The 18,237-nt window shown below is 69.4% G+C and carries 22 protein-coding genes; 17 read left to right on the top strand and 5 right to left on the bottom strand.

Translation table 11 applies throughout. The annotated features are described in order from the left end of the window. Positions 1-2 precede the first annotated feature (2 nt). Entirely contained in the window at positions 3-1,502 is a 1,500-nt protein-coding gene (locus FHR56_RS06720; protein ID WP_160946546.1) for a S10 family peptidase, read from the bottom strand. Positions 1,503-1,659: 157 nt separating this feature from the next. Here FHR56_RS06720 and FHR56_RS06715 point away from each other — a divergent pair, with 157 nt between their 5' ends. Then, on the top strand, positions 1,660-2,472 hold the full coding sequence (locus tag FHR56_RS06715; RefSeq protein WP_237473109.1) for a CDP-diacylglycerol diphosphatase: 813 nt from the start codon (positions 1,660-1,662) through the stop codon (positions 2,470-2,472). A gap of 183 nt (positions 2,473-2,655) precedes the next feature. Here FHR56_RS06715 and parE read toward each other — a convergent pair whose 3' ends face one another. Beyond that, positions 2,656-4,545, bottom strand: a complete 1,890-nt coding sequence (parE, locus tag FHR56_RS06710; protein WP_160946547.1) for a DNA topoisomerase IV subunit B — start codon at positions 4,543-4,545, stop codon at positions 2,656-2,658. Positions 4,546-4,710: 165 nt separating this feature from the next. Here parE and FHR56_RS06705 point away from each other — a divergent pair, with 165 nt between their 5' ends. The 11 genes from FHR56_RS06705 (at position 4,711) to truD (ending at position 12,822) form a co-directional block, all read left to right on the top strand. After that, positions 4,711-4,965: a hypothetical protein gene (locus FHR56_RS06705; protein WP_010343426.1), complete on the top strand. Its 255-nt coding sequence runs from the start codon at positions 4,711-4,713 to the stop codon at positions 4,963-4,965. 136 nt (positions 4,966-5,101) lie between these two features. After that, the gene (locus tag FHR56_RS06700; RefSeq protein ID WP_160946548.1) at positions 5,102-6,766 is read left to right on the top strand and encodes a CTP synthase; all 1,665 of its coding nucleotides are present in this window, start codon (positions 5,102-5,104) and stop codon (positions 6,764-6,766) included. Then, entirely contained in the window at positions 6,766-7,041 is a 276-nt protein-coding gene (locus FHR56_RS06695; RefSeq protein WP_160946549.1) for a hypothetical protein, read from the top strand. Before FHR56_RS06700 ends, FHR56_RS06695 begins: the two co-directional genes overlap by 1 nt. A gap of 4 nt (positions 7,042-7,045) precedes the next feature. Continuing rightward, entirely contained in the window at positions 7,046-7,876 is an 831-nt protein-coding gene (gene kdsA / locus FHR56_RS06690; RefSeq protein WP_160946550.1) for a 3-deoxy-8-phosphooctulonate synthase, read from the top strand. 85 nt (positions 7,877-7,961) lie between these two features. Next, complete coding sequence (locus FHR56_RS06685) at positions 7,962-8,306, top strand: hypothetical protein (RefSeq protein ID WP_237473110.1); 345 nt, start codon at positions 7,962-7,964, stop codon at positions 8,304-8,306. Positions 8,307-8,393: 87 nt separating this feature from the next. Continuing rightward, positions 8,394-9,686 (top strand): phosphopyruvate hydratase, encoded by a 1,293-nt coding sequence (eno, locus tag FHR56_RS06680; protein ID WP_160946551.1) that lies wholly within the window; start codon positions 8,394-8,396, stop codon positions 9,684-9,686. 3 nt (positions 9,687-9,689) lie between these two features. Further along, positions 9,690-10,049: a cell division protein FtsB gene (ftsB, locus tag FHR56_RS06675; RefSeq protein ID WP_160946552.1), complete on the top strand. Its 360-nt coding sequence runs from the start codon at positions 9,690-9,692 to the stop codon at positions 10,047-10,049. Next, the gene (gene ispD / locus FHR56_RS06670) at positions 10,046-10,747 is read left to right on the top strand and encodes a 2-C-methyl-D-erythritol 4-phosphate cytidylyltransferase (RefSeq protein WP_184502599.1); all 702 of its coding nucleotides are present in this window, start codon (positions 10,046-10,048) and stop codon (positions 10,745-10,747) included. Before ftsB ends, ispD begins: the two co-directional genes overlap by 4 nt. Further along, complete coding sequence (locus FHR56_RS06665) at positions 10,747-11,217, top strand: hypothetical protein (protein WP_184502442.1); 471 nt, start codon at positions 10,747-10,749, stop codon at positions 11,215-11,217. Before ispD ends, FHR56_RS06665 begins: the two co-directional genes overlap by 1 nt. A gap of 40 nt (positions 11,218-11,257) precedes the next feature. Beyond that, a complete protein-coding gene (gene ispF, locus FHR56_RS06660) occupies positions 11,258-11,761 on the top strand; it encodes a 2-C-methyl-D-erythritol 2,4-cyclodiphosphate synthase (RefSeq protein ID WP_160946554.1) in 504 nt (167 codons plus the stop codon). After that, on the top strand, positions 11,758-12,822 hold the full coding sequence (truD, locus tag FHR56_RS06655) for a tRNA pseudouridine(13) synthase TruD (RefSeq protein ID WP_160946555.1): 1,065 nt from the start codon (positions 11,758-11,760) through the stop codon (positions 12,820-12,822). The genes ispF and truD overlap by 4 nt, the downstream gene beginning before the upstream one ends. A gap of 12 nt (positions 12,823-12,834) precedes the next feature. Here truD and FHR56_RS06650 read toward each other — a convergent pair whose 3' ends face one another. After that, positions 12,835-13,368 (bottom strand): Smr/MutS family protein, encoded by a 534-nt coding sequence (locus tag FHR56_RS06650; RefSeq protein ID WP_160946556.1) that lies wholly within the window; start codon positions 13,366-13,368, stop codon positions 12,835-12,837. Positions 13,369-13,585: 217 nt separating this feature from the next. Here FHR56_RS06650 and surE point away from each other — a divergent pair, with 217 nt between their 5' ends. The 4 genes from surE to FHR56_RS06630 are packed head-to-tail and all read left to right on the top strand — an operon-like array spanning position 13,586 to position 16,467. Next, a complete protein-coding gene (surE, locus tag FHR56_RS06645) occupies positions 13,586-14,365 on the top strand; it encodes a 5'/3'-nucleotidase SurE (protein ID WP_160946557.1) in 780 nt (259 codons plus the stop codon). Then, positions 14,362-15,039: a protein-L-isoaspartate(D-aspartate) O-methyltransferase gene (locus tag FHR56_RS06640; RefSeq protein WP_026143980.1), complete on the top strand. Its 678-nt coding sequence runs from the start codon at positions 14,362-14,364 to the stop codon at positions 15,037-15,039. Before surE ends, FHR56_RS06640 begins: the two co-directional genes overlap by 4 nt. 19 nt (positions 15,040-15,058) lie before the next feature. Then, positions 15,059-15,673, top strand: coding sequence for a YqaA family protein (locus FHR56_RS06635; RefSeq protein ID WP_160946558.1), 615 nt, complete (start codon positions 15,059-15,061; stop codon positions 15,671-15,673). After that, positions 15,670-16,467, top strand: coding sequence for a peptidoglycan DD-metalloendopeptidase family protein (locus tag FHR56_RS06630; protein WP_160946559.1), 798 nt, complete (start codon positions 15,670-15,672; stop codon positions 16,465-16,467). The genes FHR56_RS06635 and FHR56_RS06630 overlap by 4 nt, the downstream gene beginning before the upstream one ends. Before the next feature lie 347 nt (positions 16,468-16,814). Here the strand turns inward: FHR56_RS06630 and FHR56_RS06625 are convergent, their stop codons facing one another. Together FHR56_RS06625 and yhbY are read right to left on the bottom strand one after the other, a co-directional pair. Then, positions 16,815-17,189: an Mth938-like domain-containing protein gene (locus tag FHR56_RS06625; protein WP_019796326.1), complete on the bottom strand. Its 375-nt coding sequence runs from the start codon at positions 17,187-17,189 to the stop codon at positions 16,815-16,817. A 19-nt stretch (positions 17,190-17,208) separates the two neighbouring features. Then, positions 17,209-17,514 carry a ribosome assembly RNA-binding protein YhbY gene (gene yhbY, locus FHR56_RS06620; RefSeq protein WP_160946560.1) on the bottom strand — a complete coding sequence of 102 codons (306 nt, stop codon included), beginning with the start codon at positions 17,512-17,514 and terminating at the stop codon, positions 17,209-17,211. A gap of 66 nt (positions 17,515-17,580) precedes the next feature. Between yhbY and rlmE the strand changes: the two genes are divergently transcribed. Next, complete coding sequence (gene rlmE / locus FHR56_RS06615) at positions 17,581-18,213, top strand: 23S rRNA (uridine(2552)-2'-O)-methyltransferase RlmE (RefSeq protein WP_019796327.1); 633 nt, start codon at positions 17,581-17,583, stop codon at positions 18,211-18,213. The last annotated feature ends 24 nt before the right edge of the window (positions 18,214-18,237 follow it).

The raw sequence follows: 18,237 nt of genomic DNA, 5'->3' as shown, positions 1-18,237 counted from the left end.
CGCTAGTTCGCCCGATACATCGCCAAAACGTCCTGGCGCAGCGCGCGCTGGCTGTCGGCGCGGTTGTAGAACATGTGGCCGCCGGGATAGTTCTTGACCTGCACGCGGGTCGGGTCGTTGCCCATCACCGGCATCTGGTCCACGGTCAGCACCGAGCCCATGAACGGGCACGACAGGTCGTTCCAGCCGTGCACGATCAGCACGCGCAGCTTCGGGTCGATCGCCACCGACTGGCGCAGTTGCGTCACCGAGCCCTTGCGCAGCTCGTCGTCCCAGTCCCACAGCCGGTTCACGTCGTAGTTCAGCGCCTCGTAGCGGGCGTCGATTTTCCAGCCGACCACGCGGGTCACGAAATCGACCATCGCGGTGGTGGTGGGGGCGATGATGCTGTCCAGCAGCGGGTCGTTGGCGCGCTGCTCGGGGGCGTTGGGGAACGGGTCGAAGGCGGTGACGTTGGAGTCGTAGCGGCTGCCCAGTTCGCCCTTGTCGCGGAACACCTCGCGCAGATAGGCCTGGGTCTCCAGGCGGCCGCCGGCGCGGCGCACGAAGGCCGGGTCAAGGCCGGTCATCGCGGTCACCTGCTGGATCATGCGGGTGGTGCCGGCCGGGTCGGAACGCCCGCGCAGCAGCGCCGTGACGTAATCGCCGCGGGTGTAGTCGATCACCTGGCGCATCGCCTCCGGGGTCAGCTTGCCCTCGCGCTCCAGGTGCGCGGCGGCGATCGACGGCAGGGTCAGCATCCACGGCAGCGGCGAGACGTCGCCGTTGTCGTCCAGCGTCGGGTTCAGATACGGCGAGACCAGGACCACGCCGTTCATCGCCACGCCGAGCTTGGTCTGCAGGTAGTGGGTGATGCGCGGGCCGCGGAAGCCGCCGTAGCTTTCGCCGACCAGGTATTTGCGCGATTGCAGGCGCTGGTTCTTCAGCAGCCAGTCGTAGATGGTGCGCGAGAGGTACTCGACGTCCGCCTGCGGGTTGTAGAACTGCTTCTTGGCCTGCTCGTCGGGCACCCGCGAGCGGCTGAAGCCGGTACCGACCGGGTCGATGAACACCAGGTCGGTGAAATCCAGCCAGGTGCCGGGGTTGTCGCGCAGGTGCGCCGGCGCCGAGGCGCTGTCGCCCTCGCTGCCGAACGCCACCACCTTCGGCCCGATCGCGCCCAGGTTGAGATACACCGAGGCCGCGCCGGGGCCGCCGTTGAGCGCGAAGGTCACCGGGCGGTCCTTGCCGTCCATGGTGTAGGCGGTATAGACCACGTCGGCGACGACCTTGCCCTGCTTGTCCTTCACCGGCAGCGTGCCGACCTTGACCGTGTAGCGCAGCGTGCGACCGTCGAGCTGGATGGACTGGCTGGTCTGCGCGTCGGCCGGCAGCGGCGCCGGTTCGGCGGCAGCCTTGTCGGGCTTGTCGGCATTCGCCGCATCGGCATCGGCGGCCAGCGCCGCGGTCATCGGCGTCGCGGCCAGCAGCACGGCCAGCAGGACGGAGGGGAAGGTCGGCACGGGCAGTCGCTCGCAGGGAGGGAGCCGGCATGCTAGGCCGCGGCGTCGGCGTGGCGGATGTGCACAAAGCCATGGTCGCTGGCGGCGCCGCCGCGGCATGCCGGTTCATCGGCGCTGGCTACAATCGCCGGTTCGTCCCGTGTCCGGTCCGCTGCGCATGCCCGTCTTTCGTTTCCGCCTGCCGCTGTGCCTGTTGCTGGCGACGCAGCTGGCCGGCTGCATCGGCGCGCCGCGGCCCGTGTCCGACTCGCCGGCCGCACACGATCCGCATGCCCACGATCGGCAGCGCCTGTGGCGGCTGCTGAGCACCCGCTGCCTGCCGCAGGCACGGGCCGGCGCCGATCCGGCGCCGTGCAGCGAAGTCCATGCCGAGCCCGGCCAGCGCTACGCGCTGATGAAGGACCTGCGCGGCGCCTACCAGTACCTGCTGATCCCGACGGTGCCGGTCAGCGGCATCGAGGATCCGCGCGCGCGTGCCGCCGGTGCGCCGAACTGGCTGGGCCTGGCCTGGCAGGCGCGCAGCCGGGTCGCGACTGCACTGGGCAGGCCGCTGCCGCGCGATCTGGCCAGCCTGACGATCAATCCGCCCTCGGCGCGCTCGCAGGACCAGTTGCACATCCACATCGATTGCCTAGCGCCGCAGGTGCGCGATCAGCTGCAGGCGATGCAGGCGTCGATCGGGCCGGCCTGGGCGCCGTTGCCGCAACCGCTGCACGGCCACGCCTATCGGGCCATGCGCGTGGAGGGCGAGGCGCTTGATGCGAATCCGTTGACGTTGCTGGCGCGCGCGTTGCCGCCGCAGCAGGGCATGGCGCAACAGACCCTGGCGGTGGTCGGCGCGGATGTCGATGGCCGCCCTGGCTTCGTGCTGCTGGCGGCCACGGCACGTCCCGGCGACGGCGTCGGTGCGGAGGAGCTACAGGATCACGACTGCACCGGCCTGGTCGCGGCGGCGCCTGCACACGGTTGATTGCCTGGGCGGCAATCCATTGCCGGATAGCCAGCGTGACGAACGAGCAAGTCGGTGCATAAGCCCGCCATGTCGTCGTCTTTCATCGTAGGAGCGGCTTCAGCCGCGACGGGGCTTTCCGAGCACCGGATCGCGGCTGAAGCCGCTCCTACGACGGCAGCAAGCAATCGAGCTGCGGCCGCCTCAGACCTCCAGCGACGCCAGGTCGCCCTTGGTCTCCAGCCACTGCTTGCGGTCGCCGGCGCGCTTCTTGGCCAGCAGCATGTCCATCAACGAGCGGGTCTGGTCGCCGTCGTCCACGGTCAGCTGCACCAGGCGCCGGGTGTCCGGGTGGATGGTGGATTCGCGCAGCTGCTGCGGATTCATCTCGCCCAGGCCCTTGAAGCGGGTCACGCTGACCTGGCCCTTGATCTTCTCGCGCTGGATCTTGTCCAGCAGCGAGCGCTTCTCTTCCTCGTCCAGCGCGTAGAACACCTGCTTGCCCACGTCCACGCGGAACAGCGGCGGCATCGCCACGAACACGTGGCCGGCGCGCACCAGGGCAGGGAAGTGGCGCAGGAACAGCGCGGTCAGCAGGGTGGCGATGTGCAGGCCGTCGGAGTCGGCGTCGGCCAGGATCACCACCTTGCCGTAGCGCAGGCCGTCGATCTCTTCCTTGCCCGGGTCGCAGCCGATCGCGATCGCCAGGTTGTGCACTTCCTCGGAGGCCAGCACGCTGCCGGAGGCCACTTCCCAGGTGTTGAGGATCTTGCCGCGCAGCGGCAGGATCGCCTGGAAATCCTTGTCGCGGGCCTGCTTGGCGCTGCCGCCGGCCGAGTCGCCCTCGACCAGGAACAGTTCGGTGCGCGACAGGTCCTGGCTGATGCAGTCGGCCAGCTTGCCCGGCAGCGCCGGACCCTGGGTGACCTTCTTGCGCACGATCTGCTTCTCGGTCTTCAGCCGCGCGCTGGCGCGGTCGATGGCGATCTGCGCGATGCGCGTGCCGGTCTCCACGTTCTGGTTCAACCACAGGCTGAAGGCATCGTGCGCGGCGCCCTCGATGAAGCCGGCGGCCTGGCGCGAGGACAGGCGTTCCTTGGTCTGGCCGCTGAACTGCGGGTCGGTCATCTTCAGCGACAGCACGAACGCCACGCGGTCCCACACGTCTTCCGGCGCCAGCTTCACGCCGCGCGGCAGCAGGTTGCGGAAATCGCAGAACTCGCGCAGCGCGTCGGTGAGGCCGCTGCGCAGGCCGTTGACGTGGGTGCCGTGCTGCGCGGTCGGAATCAGGTTGACGTAGCTCTCCTGCACCAGTTCGCCTTCCACCACCCAGGCTACCGCCCAGTCGACGATCTCGCGGTCCTTCTTCAGGCTGCCGACGAACAGCTCGGCCGGCAGCAGCTCGCGCTCGGCCAATTCGCCGCGCAGGTAGTCGCGCAGGCCGTCCTCGAAGTACCAGGTGTCCTGTTCGCCGGTGGCCTCGTCGTGCAGCTTGACGGTCAGCCCGGGGCACAGCACGGCCTTGGCGCGCAGCAGGTGGCGCAGCGCGCGCACCGCGAACTTCGGCGTGTCGAAATACTTCGGATCCGGCCAGAAGCGCAGGCGCGTGCCGGTGTTCTTCTTGCCGACGCTGCCGACGATCTCCAGCTTGGAGGCGGCGTGGCCATCGGCGAAGGCCATGCGGTATTCGTTGCCTTCGCGCTTGATGAACAGCTCCACCCGGGTGGACAGCGCATTGACCACGCTGACGCCGACGCCGTGCAGGCCGCCGCTGAAGGTGTAGTTGCGGTCGCTGAACTTGCCGCCGGCGTGCAGCCGGGTCAGGATCAGTTCGACGCCGGAGATCTTCTCTTCCGGGTGGATGTCCACCGGCATGCCGCGGCCATCGTCGGACACCTCGCAACTGCCGTCCTTGTACAGCGTCACCTCGATGTGCCGGGCGTGGCCGGCCAGTGCCTCGTCCACGGCGTTGTCGATGACTTCCTGCGCCAGGTGGTTGGGGCGTGCGGTGTCGGTGTACATGCCGGGCCGGCGCTTGACCGGGTCCAGGCCAGAGAGAACTTCGATGTCGGCGGCGTTGTAGCGGGTATTCATGCGTCTCAGCAGGTGGCGCGAAGCAGATCCGGAAGTGTGCGGTCTGCGGCGGTTTTTTGCACGTCGCCGGTGTTCAGGGCGGGTGCGGGGGCTCTGCGCTACGCTGGCCCTGGAAAAACCGCGACGTCGCCCACATCTTCGTCGCACGTCCCAAAGGAGTCTGCCATGAACGTTCGCAAGCTGTTGACCCTGGCCGCCCTGGTCGCCGCCGCGGTGGCCGTGCCGGTCGCGATGGCCCAGGCGCAGAGCGCCGATCCGGCCGCCTCCGGTGCCGCCGCCTACGAGGCGCAGGTCGCCAAGGAAAAGGCCGAGGCCGACGCCAAGGCCAAGCGCCGCGCCGCCGCCGCTGCCGAGCACAAGGCCGGCAAGGATGCGGCCGCGCCGAAGAAGGAAGAGGAAGAGGAAGCGCGCAAGCCCTGAGCCTGCGCACGGTTTCCTGCACACGACGCCCCGGTCGCCCGGGGCGTCGCTTTTTTGTGGGGCGGCTGTTCGCGAAAGCGCTTGGGCAAATCCGCTTCACCCGTTAAACTATGGCTTTCCGGGAGGCCTTTGAGCCATGACCCCCCTGATCTTCGTTACCGGCGGCGTAGTGTCCTCGCTTGGCAAGGGCATCGCGGCCGCTTCGCTTGCGTCCATTCTCGAAGCACGTGGCCTGTCGGTCACGATGATGAAGCTGGACCCCTACATCAACGTCGACCCGGGCACGATGAGCCCGTTCCAGCATGGCGAGGTGTACGTCACCGACGACGGCGCCGAGACCGACCTGGACCTGGGCCACTACGAGCGCTTCGTGCGCACGCGGCTGTCGCGCAAGAATTCGGTCACCACCGGGCGCATCTACGAGAACGTGATCCGCAAGGAGCGCCGCGGCGACTACCTCGGCGCCACCGTGCAGGTGATTCCGCACATCACCGACGAGATCCGCCGCTGCGTGGATGAAGCCACCGCCGGCTACGACGTGGCGCTGGTCGAGATCGGCGGCACCGTCGGCGATATCGAGTCGCTGCCGTTCCTGGAAGCGATCCGCCAGGTGCGCACCGAACGCGGCGCCGAGAAGGCCATGTTCATGCACCTGACCCTGGTGCCGTACATCGCCGCCGCCGGCGAACTGAAGACCAAGCCGACCCAGCATTCGGTCAAGGAACTGCGCTCGATCGGCATCCAGCCGGACGTGCTGCTGTGCCGCTCGGAACAGGCGATCCCGGATTCGGAGCGGCGCAAGATCGCGCTGTTCACCAACGTCTCCGAGCGCGCGGTGATCAGCGCCGCCGACATCGACGTGCTCTACGGCATGCCGCTGGAGCTGCACCGGCAGGGCCTGGACGAGATCGTCATCGAGCAGTTCAAGCTGCGCGACAAGGTCGGCGCGGCCAACCTGTCGGAATGGGAGGCGGTGGTCGACGCGATCAAGCACCCGCTCGACGAGGTCACCATCGCCGTGGTCGGCAAGTACGTGGACCATCAGGACGCCTACAAGTCGGTCGGCGAGGCGCTCAAGCACGGCGGCCTGCGCCAGCGCACCAAGGTCAACCTGAAGTGGCTGGAAGCGCAGGACCTGGAAGGCAGCGACATGGCGGCGCTGGCCGACGTGGACGGCATCCTGGTGCCTGGCGGCTTCGGCGACCGCGGCTTCGAAGGCAAGGTGCTGACTTCGCGCTATGCGCGCCAGCACGGCGTGCCGTACTTCGGCATCTGCTACGGCATGCAGGCCGCGGTGGTCGACTATGCGCGGCATGTCGCCGGCCTGGATGCGGCCAACAGCACCGAGAACGACCGGCAGTCGCCGTATCCGGTGATCGGCCTGATCACCGAGTGGCGCACCGCCAGCGGCGATGTCGAGAAGCGTGACGAGAAGTCCGATCTCGGCGGCACCATGCGCCTGGGCCTGCAGGAGCAGCGGCTCAAGCCGGGCACGCTGGCGCGCGAGCTGTACGGCAAGGACGTGGTGGCCGAGCGCCATCGCCACCGCTACGAGTTCAACAATCGCTACCGCACCCAGTTGGAGGACGCCGGCCTGGTGATTTCCGCCAAGTCGATGGACGACACGCTGGTGGAGATGGTGGAACTGCCGCGCGAGACGCACCCGTGGTTCCTGGCTTGCCAGGCGCACCCGGAATTCCTGTCCACGCCGCGCGACGGCCACCCGCTGTTCATCGGCTTCGTCCGCGCTGCGCGCGAGAAGAAGGCCGGCGGCAAGCTGCTGAAGGAAGCGCGGGCGTAATGCCCGCGCCGACAACGTGGCTCAGCGCTGGCTGCGAGCGCTTGCTCGTGCTAGGGCTGTTGCTGGTGGCGCTGGCCGCGGCGGCGTTCTGGCTCGCAGTGCTGGTGCGGTATGTGCCGTTGGGCGGTGTGTTGGCGCGGCCCCGACTCGGCGACGGCTATTACATCGTCGTGACCGTGGTCGCCGCCCGTCGCGCCGCGTCCGTACTTTTTCTCACTGGCACGCCGCTTCTGCTGCTTGGCGGCATGGTGCATTTGCTCAAACATAGGAATTGAAGACATGAAGCTCTGTGGATTCGAGGTCGGCCTGGACCAGCCGCTGTTCCTCATCGCCGGCCCGTGCGTGATCGAGTCGATGCAGCTGCAGCTCGACGTCGCCGGCAGGCTCAAGGAGATCACCGGCCGGCTGGGCATCAACTTCATCTTCAAGTCCAGCTTCGACAAGGCCAACCGCACTTCCGGCACCAGCTTCCGCGGCCCCGGCCTGGAAGAAGGCTTGAAGGTGCTGGAGGCGGTGAAGACGCAGATCGGCGTGCCGGTGCTGACCGACGTGCACGAGTACACGCCCATGCACGAAGTGGCGGCGGTGGTGGACGTGCTGCAGACCCCGGCATTCCTGGTGCGGCAGACCGATTTCATCAAGAACGTGTGCGCCGCCGGGAAGCCGGTCAACATCAAGAAGGGCCAGTTCCTGTCGCCGTGGGACATGAAGCCGGTGGTGGACAAGGCCAAGTCCACCGGCAACGAGCAGATCATGGTCTGCGAGCGCGGCGCCAGCTTCGGCTACAACAACCTGGTCAGCGACATGCGCTCGCTGAGCGTGATGCGCGAGACCGGCTGCCCGGTGGTGTTCGACGCCACCCATTCGGTGCAGTTGCCGGGCGGGCAGGGCGGCAGTTCCGGTGGCCAGCGCGAGTTCGTGCCGGTCCTCGCGCGCGCGGCGGTCGCCGTGGGCGTGGCCGGCGTGTTCGCCGAGACCCACCCGGATCCGTCCAAGGCGCTGTCCGACGGCCCCAACGCCTGGCCGCTGGACCAGATGGAAGCGTTGCTGGAAACGCTGATGGAACTGGACGCGGTCACCAAGAAGCACGGGTTCTCGCGCTTCGCGTGAGGCCGTGGCTGCCGCCGCGGCGTCCGTCCCACGCTGGCGGGACGCGTCCTGCCGGGTCCTTGCCTGGGGCTGTGGGACGCGGGCGATGAGCGCACGCACCCGGGTCCGTTTCTCGTGGGGTCTGTGCGCGCTGCTGCTGTCGCTGCTGGCCTGGGCGGCGTTGGGCGTGGTGCTGTTCGCCTTTATCCGGGCGATGGGTCCGCCCGGCGACGGCGACCACGGCATCCTGGCCATGCAGCCCTGGATCGTGGGCGGCCTGCTGGTGCTGGCGGTCGCCGCGCTGGGCACGCTGATCGCCGCCGCGCTGGGCTTGGTCCTGCGGCGTGGCCGCGTCCTGGCCGGCGTCGGCGCCGGCCTGCTGCTGGCGATGCTGGTCCTGATCCTGCTGTTCCTCGGCGCGATCCCGCTCGGCGCGGTGCGCCTTGGTTGAGGCGGCATTTGGCAAGGAACGGGCAGCCGGGGATAATCAGCCGGCATTCGTTTCCGCCCCCTCTTCCTACAGGTAACCGGCCCGCCCATGAGTACGATCCGCAGCATCCACGCCCGTGAAATCCTCGACAGCCGCGGCAATCCCACGCTGGAAGCCGATGTCATCCTGGAGGACGGTTCGTTCGGTCGTGCCGCGGTGCCCTCGGGCGCGTCCACCGGCACCAAGGAAGCGGTCGAGCTGCGCGACGGCGACAAGACCCGCTACCTGGGCAAGGGCGTGCGCAAGGCGGTGGAGAACGTCAACACCACCATCGCCAGCGCGCTGAAGGGCTTCGACGCCGCCGACCAGCAGGGCCTGGATCGCCGCCTGATCGACCTGGACGGCACCGAGAACAAGGGCCGCCTCGGCGCCAATGCGCTGCTCGGCGTCTCGCTGGCCAACGCGCATGCCATTGCCGCCTCGCGCAAGCAGCCGCTGTGGCAGTCGCTGTCCGGTGGCAACACCGCCAACCTGGCGCTGCCGGTGCCGATGATGAACATCATCAACGGCGGCGCGCATGCCGACAACAACGTCGATTTCCAGGAATTCATGGTGCTGCCGGTCGGCGCCGCCTCGTTCTCCGAGGCGCTGCGCGCCGGCACCGAGATCTTCCACGCGCTGAAGTCGGTGCTTAAGGGCCACGGCCTGTCCACCGCGGTCGGCGACGAAGGCGGCTTCGCGCCGGATTTCCGCAGCAACGTGGAAGCGCTGGACACGATCCTGGAAGCGATCGGCAAGGCCGGCTACACCGCCGGCGAAGACGTGCTGCTGGGCCTGGACGTGGCCTCCAGCGAGTTCTACGACAACGGCAAGTACCACCTGGTGGGCGAGGGCAAGCGCCTGACCAGCGAGCAGTTCGTCGACTTCCTCGCCGATTGGGCCGCGCAGTACCCGATTGTCAGCATCGAGGACGGCCTGGCCGAGGACGACTGGGCCGGCTGGAAGCTGCTCACCGACCGCATCGGCAGCAAGGTGCAACTGGTCGGCGACGACCTGTTCGTGACCAACCCGAAGATCTTCAAGCAGGGCATCGAGTCCGGCACCGCCAACGCGATCCTGATCAAGGTCAACCAGATCGGCACCCTGACCGAGACCCTGGAAGCCATCGCCATGGCCGACAAGGCCGGCTACGCGGCCATCGTGTCGCACCGTTCCGGCGAGACCGAGGACACCACCATCGCCGACATCGCCGTGGCCACCACCGCCACCCAGATCAAGACCGGTTCGCTGTGCCGCAGCGATCGCGTGGCCAAGTACAACCAGCTGCTGCGCATCGAAGAAGCGCTGGGCAGCGCCGCGCGCTATGCCGGGCGCGGCGCCTTCGTCTCGCTCAAGCGATAAGCCGTGCGCAACTGGCGCTGGCTGCTGCTGGTGCTGGCGGGATTGCTGGCGTGGCTGCAGTACCGCTTCTGGCTCGGTCCGGGGAATTCCGGCGAGGTGCTGGTGCTCGAAAGCCAGGTCGAGCACCAGAAGCGCGACAACGAAGGACTGCAGCAACGCAACGCCGCGCTCGCCGCCGAGGTCAAGGATCTCAAGGACGGCGAGGCGGCGATCGAGGAGCGCGCGCGGAGCGAACTGGGCATGATCAAGCCGGGCGAAAAGTTCTACCGCGTGGTCGAGAATGCGCCGGTGTCGACCCCGGCCGGCACGGCCGCGGCTGCGCAGCCTGCGCCTGTCACGCCAGCGCCGGGCGAGCAACCCTGATGGCCACGGTCTGGGCCGTGGTCCCGGCGGCCGGCCGCGGCACCCGTTTCGGCGGCGCCACCCCCAAGCAGTATCTGCAGGCGGGCGGGCGCCCATTGCTGGCGCATGCGCTGGAAGCGCTGCTGGCGCATCCGGCGGTGGCTGGGGCGATGGTCGCGCTGGGCGTGAACGATGCGCAGTGGCCGGGCTGGACCGAACTGGCCGGCAAGCCGGTGCTGACCTGCCTGGGCGCCGGCAGCCGCGCCGGCTCGGTGCTGGCCGCGCTGCACGCCTTGCCCGAGTCGGTGAAGGTGGACGATTTCGTGCTGGTGCACGATGCGGCGCGCCCGAACCTGGCGCTGGCCGATCTGGACCGGCTGCTGGAAGCGGGGCGCGGCGATCCGGTCGGCGCGATCCTGGCCGCGCCGGTGCGCGACACGCTCAAGCGCGCCGGCGACGACGGCGGCATCGACGGCACCGAGCCGCGCGAGCGCCTGTGGCGCGCGCTGACCCCACAGTTGTTCCGGCGCATGCAGCTCAGCCGCGCGCTGGAGCAGGCCGCCGCGGCCGGCGTGGAGGTCACCGACGACGCCATGGCGATGGAGTTGCTGGGGCTGCGGCCGCTGCTGGTCGAGGGTGCCGAAGACAATTTCAAGGTCACCACGCCGGCCGACCTGGCGCGCTTCGAGTTCGAACTGTTCCAGCGGCAGAGCGGCTGATGCGGTTCGAGGACTCGGTGGCGCACGCCTGGCTGCAGCAGGCCGCGGCCGCTGCGATCGTGGTCGATGGCGACGCCATCCAGCACGAGGCCCAGGCCAACCTGTGGGCGTTCTCGCCGCGCGAGGATCAGGCCGCGGGCGTCGACGTCGCGAGCGTGGTGCGGTGTGTGGAGGCGGTCGCCGACGATCGGCAGGCCACGCTGCGCGCCCAGGGTGCGCCTTCGATGATCTTCTATTGCTGGCACGACGGGCAGGCGCGGCAGTTGCGCTTCAGCCTGGTGTCGGCGGCGCACGGCCGCCTGCCGTTTGGCGTGCCGATCCAGCAGACGTCGTTGCCGGCGCTCGTTGCGCGCATCGTCCAGACCGACTGGTTCAATCCGCAGTGGGGGGCAGCGGACGTGGACGACGACGCGATGCCGGCGTCCGCGGCCCTGCCGGTCTACATGCGCACGTTGCACCCCGGCGTCTGACCGCCAGGTGGCGTCGACGCTTCTCACGAACAGGATTCCCATGTCACACGGTACCTCTGCTCCTCTTTCTTTCCGCATCGGTCAGGGCTATGACGTCCACGCCTTCGGCGAGGGCGACCACATCATGCTCGGCGGCGTGCGCGTGGCGCACGAGCGCGGCGTGCTTGCCCACAGCGATGGCGACGTGGTGATCCACGCGCTGTGCGACGCCTTGCTCGGCGCGTTGGCGCTGGGCGACATCGGCCAGCATTTCCCGCCATCGGATCCGCGCTGGAAGGGCGCCGACAGCGCGCAGTTCCTCGATCACTGCGTGGGCCTGCTGCATGCGCGCGGCTGGCGCCTGGGCAATGCCGATGTCACCGTGATCTGCGAACGGCCCAAGGTCGGCCCGCACGCGCAGGCGATGCGCGAACGCCTGGCGTCGCTGCTGCAGGTCGAACTGGACTGCATCAGCGTCAAGGCCACCACCAGCGAAAAGCTGGGCTTCACCGGCCGCGGCGAAGGCATCGCCGCGCAGGCGGTGGCCTTGCTGGTGGCACTGTGAGCGAGCTGCCGCGCGCGTTCGGTGCCGCGCCGCTGCAGGCGCGCATGCGCAGCAGCGCCGAGGATTTCCAGGTCGACGAGCTGCCCGCGTTCGCGCCCAGCGGCGAGGGCGAGCATCTGTTGCTGACGGTGCGCAAGCGCGGCATGAACACCGCCTTCGCCGCGCGCCGCCTGGCGCAGTGGGCCGGCGTGGCGGAGCTGGCGATCGGCTATGCCGGCATGAAGGACCGCCATGCGGTGACCACCCAACGCTTTTCGGTGCATCTGCCCAAGCGCGTGGCGCCGCCCCTGGACAGCCTGCAGGACGCGGACCTGCAGGTGCTGGAGTCGCACTGGCACAACCGCAAGCTGCCGCGCGGCGCGCTGGCCGGCAACGGCTTCGTGCTGGTGCTGCGCGAGGTGCGCGGTGAGCGCACGGCGATCGAGGCGCGGCTGGCGCAGATCGCCGCGCGCGGGATTCCCAACTGGTTCGGTGAGCAGCGCTTCGGCCGCGATGGCGGCAACGTCGGTGCCGCGCTGTCGATGTTCGGCGGCCGCCGGGTGCGCCGCGAGCAGCGCTCGCTGCTGCTGTCGGCCGCCCGTTCGGAGCTGTTCAACCGGGTGCTGGCCGCACGCGTGGCCGCCGGCAACTGGGACAGTGCGCTGGACGGCGAAGTCTGGATGCTCGACGGCAGCCGCAGCGTGTTCGGTCCGGAGCCGTGGTCGGAGGCGCTGGCCGAGCGCCTGCAGCGGTTCGACATCCATCCGTCCGCGCCGCTGTGGGGTGCCGGTGAACTGCGCAGCGCCGAGGCGGCGCGTGCGCTGGAGCTGGCGGCGCTGGACGAGGCGGTGGCGCTGCGCCTGCGCGACGGCCTGGAGCGCGAGGGACTGAAGCAGGAGCGGCGGGCGACCCGCCTGCGCGTGGCGGACCTGCAGTGGCGCTGGTTGGACGGGCAGGGCGATGCGCTGGAACTGCGGTTCGCTCTGCCGCCGGGCAGCTACGCCACCGCGCTGCTGCACGAACTCGGCGACGTCGCCGATGCCGATCGGGAATCCGACGCCACGCCTGTTGCGTCGTCGTAACGGCGGCCCCGCTCAGCGCCGCGCCAGCAGCACCAGCATCGCGCCGGTGCCGCCCTGCGCGGTCGGCGCCGAATGGAAGGCCAGCACGTCGTTGCGCTGGCGCAGCAGGCGGTCCACCAGGTTCTTCAGCAGGGGCGCGCCGCCGGATTGCAGGCCCTTGCCGTGCACGATCCGCACGCAGCCGAACTCGTGCGCGTGCGCTTCGGCCAGGAACTGCCGCAGCAGCGCCTCGGCCTGCGCGGCGGTGGCGCCGTGCAGGTCCAGTTCGTCCTGGGCCGAGAACTGGCCCTTGCGCAGGCGCTGGAACACCCGCGCCGGCAAATGCTCGCGGCGGTAGCTGGCGACATCGCCAGCTTCCAGTGGCGCGCTCTGTCGCAGCAATTGCTGGAACTCGCCCTGCGCCTCTGCCTCGTCGCGTTCGGCCATGCGTGCGCGCGGCTTGGGGCGTGGCTTGGCATTGGCCGGCGGCGTCGCATTGAGCGGGGCCACCTTGCCGATGGCCGCGCGGAACAGCGCGGCGGGGTCTTCGTCGTCGGAATGCGCCATGCGCACAGCTTAGAGCGTGCTGCGCGGTTTGAGGTGAGTGCGGTAGCGCCGGCAGTGCCTTCGCCGCGGGGCGCGGCGTTTTCGGTGCCCAGCGTAGAAGCAGTGCCGTGTTGCCCGTGCAGCGTCCCGCGCAAAGGCCGCCATCGCGATCGTCGGCGCGCCGTCAGCGACCTGGCCGGACGCATCCGGTATCATGCACCGGTTTTCGAGGAGCACCATGCGCGTATTAGTGAGCAACGACGACGGCGTCGACGCCCCCGGCATTCGCATGCTGGCCGAGCAGTTGCGCGGCGCCGGCCACGAAGTGACGGTGGTCGCACCCGACCGCGACCGGTCCGGCGCCAGCAATTCGCTGACCCTGGATCTGCCGATCCGGCTCAAGCGCATCGACCATTACACCTGCAGCGTCGCCGGCACGCCGACCGACTGCGTGCATCTGGCGCTCACCGGCATGCTGGAGTTCGACCCGGACATCGTGGTCTCCGGCATCAACAATTCCGCCAACCTCGGCGATGACGTGATCTATTCCGGCACCGTTTCGGCGGCGATGGAAGGCCGCTTCCTCGGCCTGCCTGCAGTAGCGGTGTCGCTGGTCACCCACAACCACGAACCCAAGCATTTCCAGACCGCCGCGCGCGCGGCGGTGGAGATCGTGGCGCGGCTCAAGGCCGATCCGCTGCCGGCCGACACCATCCTCAACGTCAACGTGCCCGACCTGCCGTGGCAGGAGATCAAGGGCTTCGAGGTCACCCGGCTCGGCAACCGCCACCGCTCCGAACCCTGCCTGCCGCAGACCGACCCGCGCGGCGGCACCGTGTACTGGATCGGCCCGGCCGGGCGCGAACAGGACGCCGGCCCCGGCACCGACTTCCACGCGGTGCGCACCGGCTTCATCTCGATCACCCCGATCCAGGTCGACCTGACCCGCTACCAGGCGCTGGAAAAGGTCGCCAGCTGGGTCGGCGGCCTGACCGCCGCGCTGGACCGCCCGGCATGACCCCGCGGTTGCGCCTGCAGCCGGAAGCGATCGGCATCGGCATGACCTCGCAGCGCGTGCGCGACCGCCTGGTCGAGCGCCTGCGCGAAGCCGGCATCCGCGACGAGAGCGTGCTCAACGCGGTACGCACCGTGCCGCGGCACCTGTTCATCGACGAGGCACTGGCCTCGCGCGCCTACGAGGACACCGCGCTGCCGATCGGCCACGGCCAGACCATCTCGCAACCGTGGGTGGTGGCGCGCATGACCGAGACGGTGCTGGAAGCGGCGCCGAAGAAGGTGCTGGAAGTCGGCACCGGCTCCGGCTACCAGGCGGCGATCCTGGCCGCACTGGGCCTGGAGGTGCACACCGTCGAGCGCATCGGCGACCTGCTGCGGCAGGCGCGCAAGCGCTTCCGCCAGCTCGGCATGAACGTGCGCAGCAAGCACGACGACGGCCGCATCGGCTGGCCCGAGCACGGTCCCTTCGATGCGATCGTGGTCACCGCCGCGGCGCCGGCGCTGGTCGATGCCCTGATCGAGCAACTGGCGCCGGGCGGGTGCCTGGTGGCGCCGGTCGGCGGCCCGTCCGCGCAATCGCTGATCCGCCTGCGCCGCGCTGCCGACGGCCAGATCGAACAAGACGTCCTGGCGCCGGTGACCTTCGTCCCGTTGCTGTCGGGCATGCTGGATTGACCTCCCGGAGCCGCACTGGATGAAGATTTTTGGGCCGTTGTACGAACGCGCCATCAGTTGGTCGCGGCACCGCCGCGCGCCGGCGCTGCTGACCGGGCTCAGTTTTGCCGAGGCCATCGTGTTCCCGGTGCCGCCGGAGGTGATGCTGGCGCCGATGTCGCTGGCGCAGCCGCGGCGCGCGCTGTGGTTCGCCACGCTGAGCCTGCTCGGCTCGCTGGCCGGCGCGATGATCGGCTACCTGCTCGGGCATTTCGCCTTCGCCGCGGTGCAGCCGCTGATCGAATGGCTGGGCTGGACGCAGAAGATCGACGCGCAGGTCAGCCACCTGCGCCAGGTCATCGCCGAGTCGCCGTGGCGCGCGTTCTGGCTGTTGGTGCTGGCCGGGTTCACGCCGATCCCGCTGAAGATATTCACCTGGGCCTCAGGCATCGTCGGGGTGCCGCTGCTACCGTTCCTGGCGAGCATGCTGGTCGGGCGCGGCAAGCGCGTGTACCTGGTGGCCGGAGCGATTCGCCTCGGCGGGCCGCGCGCGGAAGCCGCGTTGCGCCGCTGGATCGAGCCGCTCGGCTGGGTCGCCTCGGCGATCCTGGCGCTGCTGGTGGTGTGGGTCATATGGAGAGCCAAGTTCGGATGAGCGTCGATCGGGTGGTGCGGAACGGCCTGCGTTGCGGCCTGGGTGTGCTGGTGGCGGTGGCGCTCGGCGCCTGCAGCAGCGCCACGGTGGTCCGCACCCCCGGCGGTGCGCCCGTACGCGGCAGCGCCGCCTCGGCGCCGCGGGTGTCCGTGCCCAAGCCCGGGGTCAGCGCCACCGTGCGCCGCGGCGACACGCTGTATGCGATCGCCCGTGCCAACAACATCACCCCGCAGGACCTGGCGGGCTGGAACGGCCTGCAGCCGCCGTACACGATCTACCCGGGGCAATCGCTGCGGCTGTATCCGCCCGGCGGCGCGGGTGCCGCGCGGCCCGGCAGCGGCACCGCGGTAGTACCGCCGGCTGCCGGCACGGCAGCGGCGGCGCGGCCGCCGGTCGCCGCGGCGCCGACACCGGTCAGCAGCGGGTTCTCCTGGCGCTGGCCGGCCGATGGCGTGGTGGTCAGCCGCTTCGTCAGCGGCGAAACCACCAAGCAGGGCGTGGACATCGCCGGCAGCAACGGCGAAGCGGTGCGGGCCGCCGCCGATGGCGTGGTGGTGTATTCCGGCGCCGGCCTGGTGGGCTATGGCGAACTGATCATCGTCAAGCACAACGAACAGTGGCTGTCGGCCTACGGCCACAACCGCAAGCGCCTGGTCAACGAAGGCCAGAACGTCAAGGCCGGCCAGCAGATCGCCGAGATGGGCCACAGCGGCGCGGCGCGCGACATGCTGCACTTCGAGATCCGCTACAACGGCAAGCCGGTCGACCCGCTGCTGTATCTTCCGCCGAAGTAACCGGTCGCATCCTCAAGCGGACGGATCCCCGGCCCGGCGCAGCGCGCCGGGCGTTCGCCAACGGCGCGGCCCAGTGGGCTGCAAGGTGGGCTGCAAGCGCCGCCGGCTCACCCGCTACAACGGCAAGCCGGTCGACCCGCTGCTTTATCTGCCGCGGGAGTAACGCCGGCGCGACCAATGGGCTGCCGCCCTGGCGCAGCGTGTAGCCGGTCTTCATCTCCGGCTTTCGTAGGAGCGGCTTCAGCCGCGACCGGGGTTCTAGCGAACGTCACAGGTCGCGGCTGAAGCCGCTCCCACGGGAGTGAATGTCTGTGGAGGGCGTGCAACGGTCCGCAGAGACGCTGGGCTCAGCCTTCGAGCAGGAACCCCACCGCCACGCGCCGGCCTTCGGCGGCCAGCACGTTGTAGGTGCGCGCCGCGGCCGCGTTGCTCATCACTTCGATGCCGATGCCGCGGGTCAGGAACAGCGCCATCACCGCCGCAGCGGGAAACACCTGGCGTTCGCCGGTGCCGAGGATCACCAGGGCAGGGTTGAGTGCGAGCAGCGGCTGCAGATGTTGCGGCTGCAGGTCGCCGGCCAGCGGCGCCTGCCAGTCCTCGACCAGGGTGTCCGGGGCGAGGATGAAGCTGCGGGTCAGCAGCCGGTCGTTCACCTTGGCCTGGCGGCCGTCGGCCATGCGCAGGGCGTAGGCGTAGTCGGGCAGGTCCTGGGTCAGTTGCATGGGGTCACCGAAGGCGCGCTCAGGCGCGCGGCAGCACGATCTGCCGGTCTTCCTTGGCCGGGCGATACAGGATCGCGGTATGGCCGATCCGCTGCACCAGCACGCTGTGCGACTGTTCCACCAGGCTGCCGATGGCGGCGTCGCGGGCCTCGCGGTCGTCGCCGCCGACCTTCACCTTGACCAGTTCGTGGCGCTCCAGCACCTCGTCCAGTTCGGCCAGGAAGGCCGGGGTGACGCCCTTGCCGCCGATCTGCAGCAGGGGTTTGAGGTCGTGGGCCAGGCCGCGCAGGAAGCGGTTCTGGGCCGATGTCAGGCTGATCGACATGCAGGTGGGAGCAGGGTTGGCAAGGGCGATCAGGGTATCATGGCCGCCCCTCCCGACCGTGCGTCCATGGCCACCCGCAGCAAAAGCAGCCAACGCTGGCTCCGCGAACATTTCGCCGATCCCTTCGTGAAGAAGGCCCAGGCCGAAGGCATGCGCTCGCGCGCGGCCTACAAGCTGGAGGAGTTGCTGCAGCGCGACAGGCTGCTGAAGCCGGACATGGTGGTGGTCGATCTCGGCGCCGCCCCGGGCGGCTGGTCGCAGCAGGTGCGCAAATCGATGGGCGACCGCGGCCGGGTCCTGGCCCTGGACATCCTGGAGATGCCGCCGCTGGCCGGCGTGGAGTTCCTTCACGGTGACTTCAGGGAGGAGGCGGTGCTATCGCAATTCGAGGCCATGCTGGGTGATACCCCGGTGGACCTTGTGCTGTCGGATATGGCCCCCAATAAGAGCGGAATGGATGCGGTCGACCAGCCGCGGATGATGCATCTGGCGGAATTGGCGATGGCATTCGCCGACAGCCACCTGAAGCCGAATGGCGCGTTCCTGATCAAGCTGTTCCAGGGCGTGGGGTTCGACGACTACATTCGCGACATGCGCCGCCGCTATGAAAAGGTGACCATCCGCAAGCCGGCCGCGTCGCGCAAGCGCTCGCCGGAGGTCTACGCCCTCGGACAGGGCAAGCGCGCCCAGATCAAGTAAGCTGAACGCAAGGCTGAACCCGCA

The sequence above is a fragment of the Xanthomonas sp. F10 genome (assembly GCF_014206815.1).
Classification (GTDB): domain Bacteria; phylum Pseudomonadota; class Gammaproteobacteria; order Xanthomonadales; family Xanthomonadaceae; genus Xanthomonas_A; species Xanthomonas_A indica.
The sequence above is the reverse complement of the archived record's forward strand: the minus strand, read 5'-3'. Positions and strand labels throughout refer to the sequence as shown.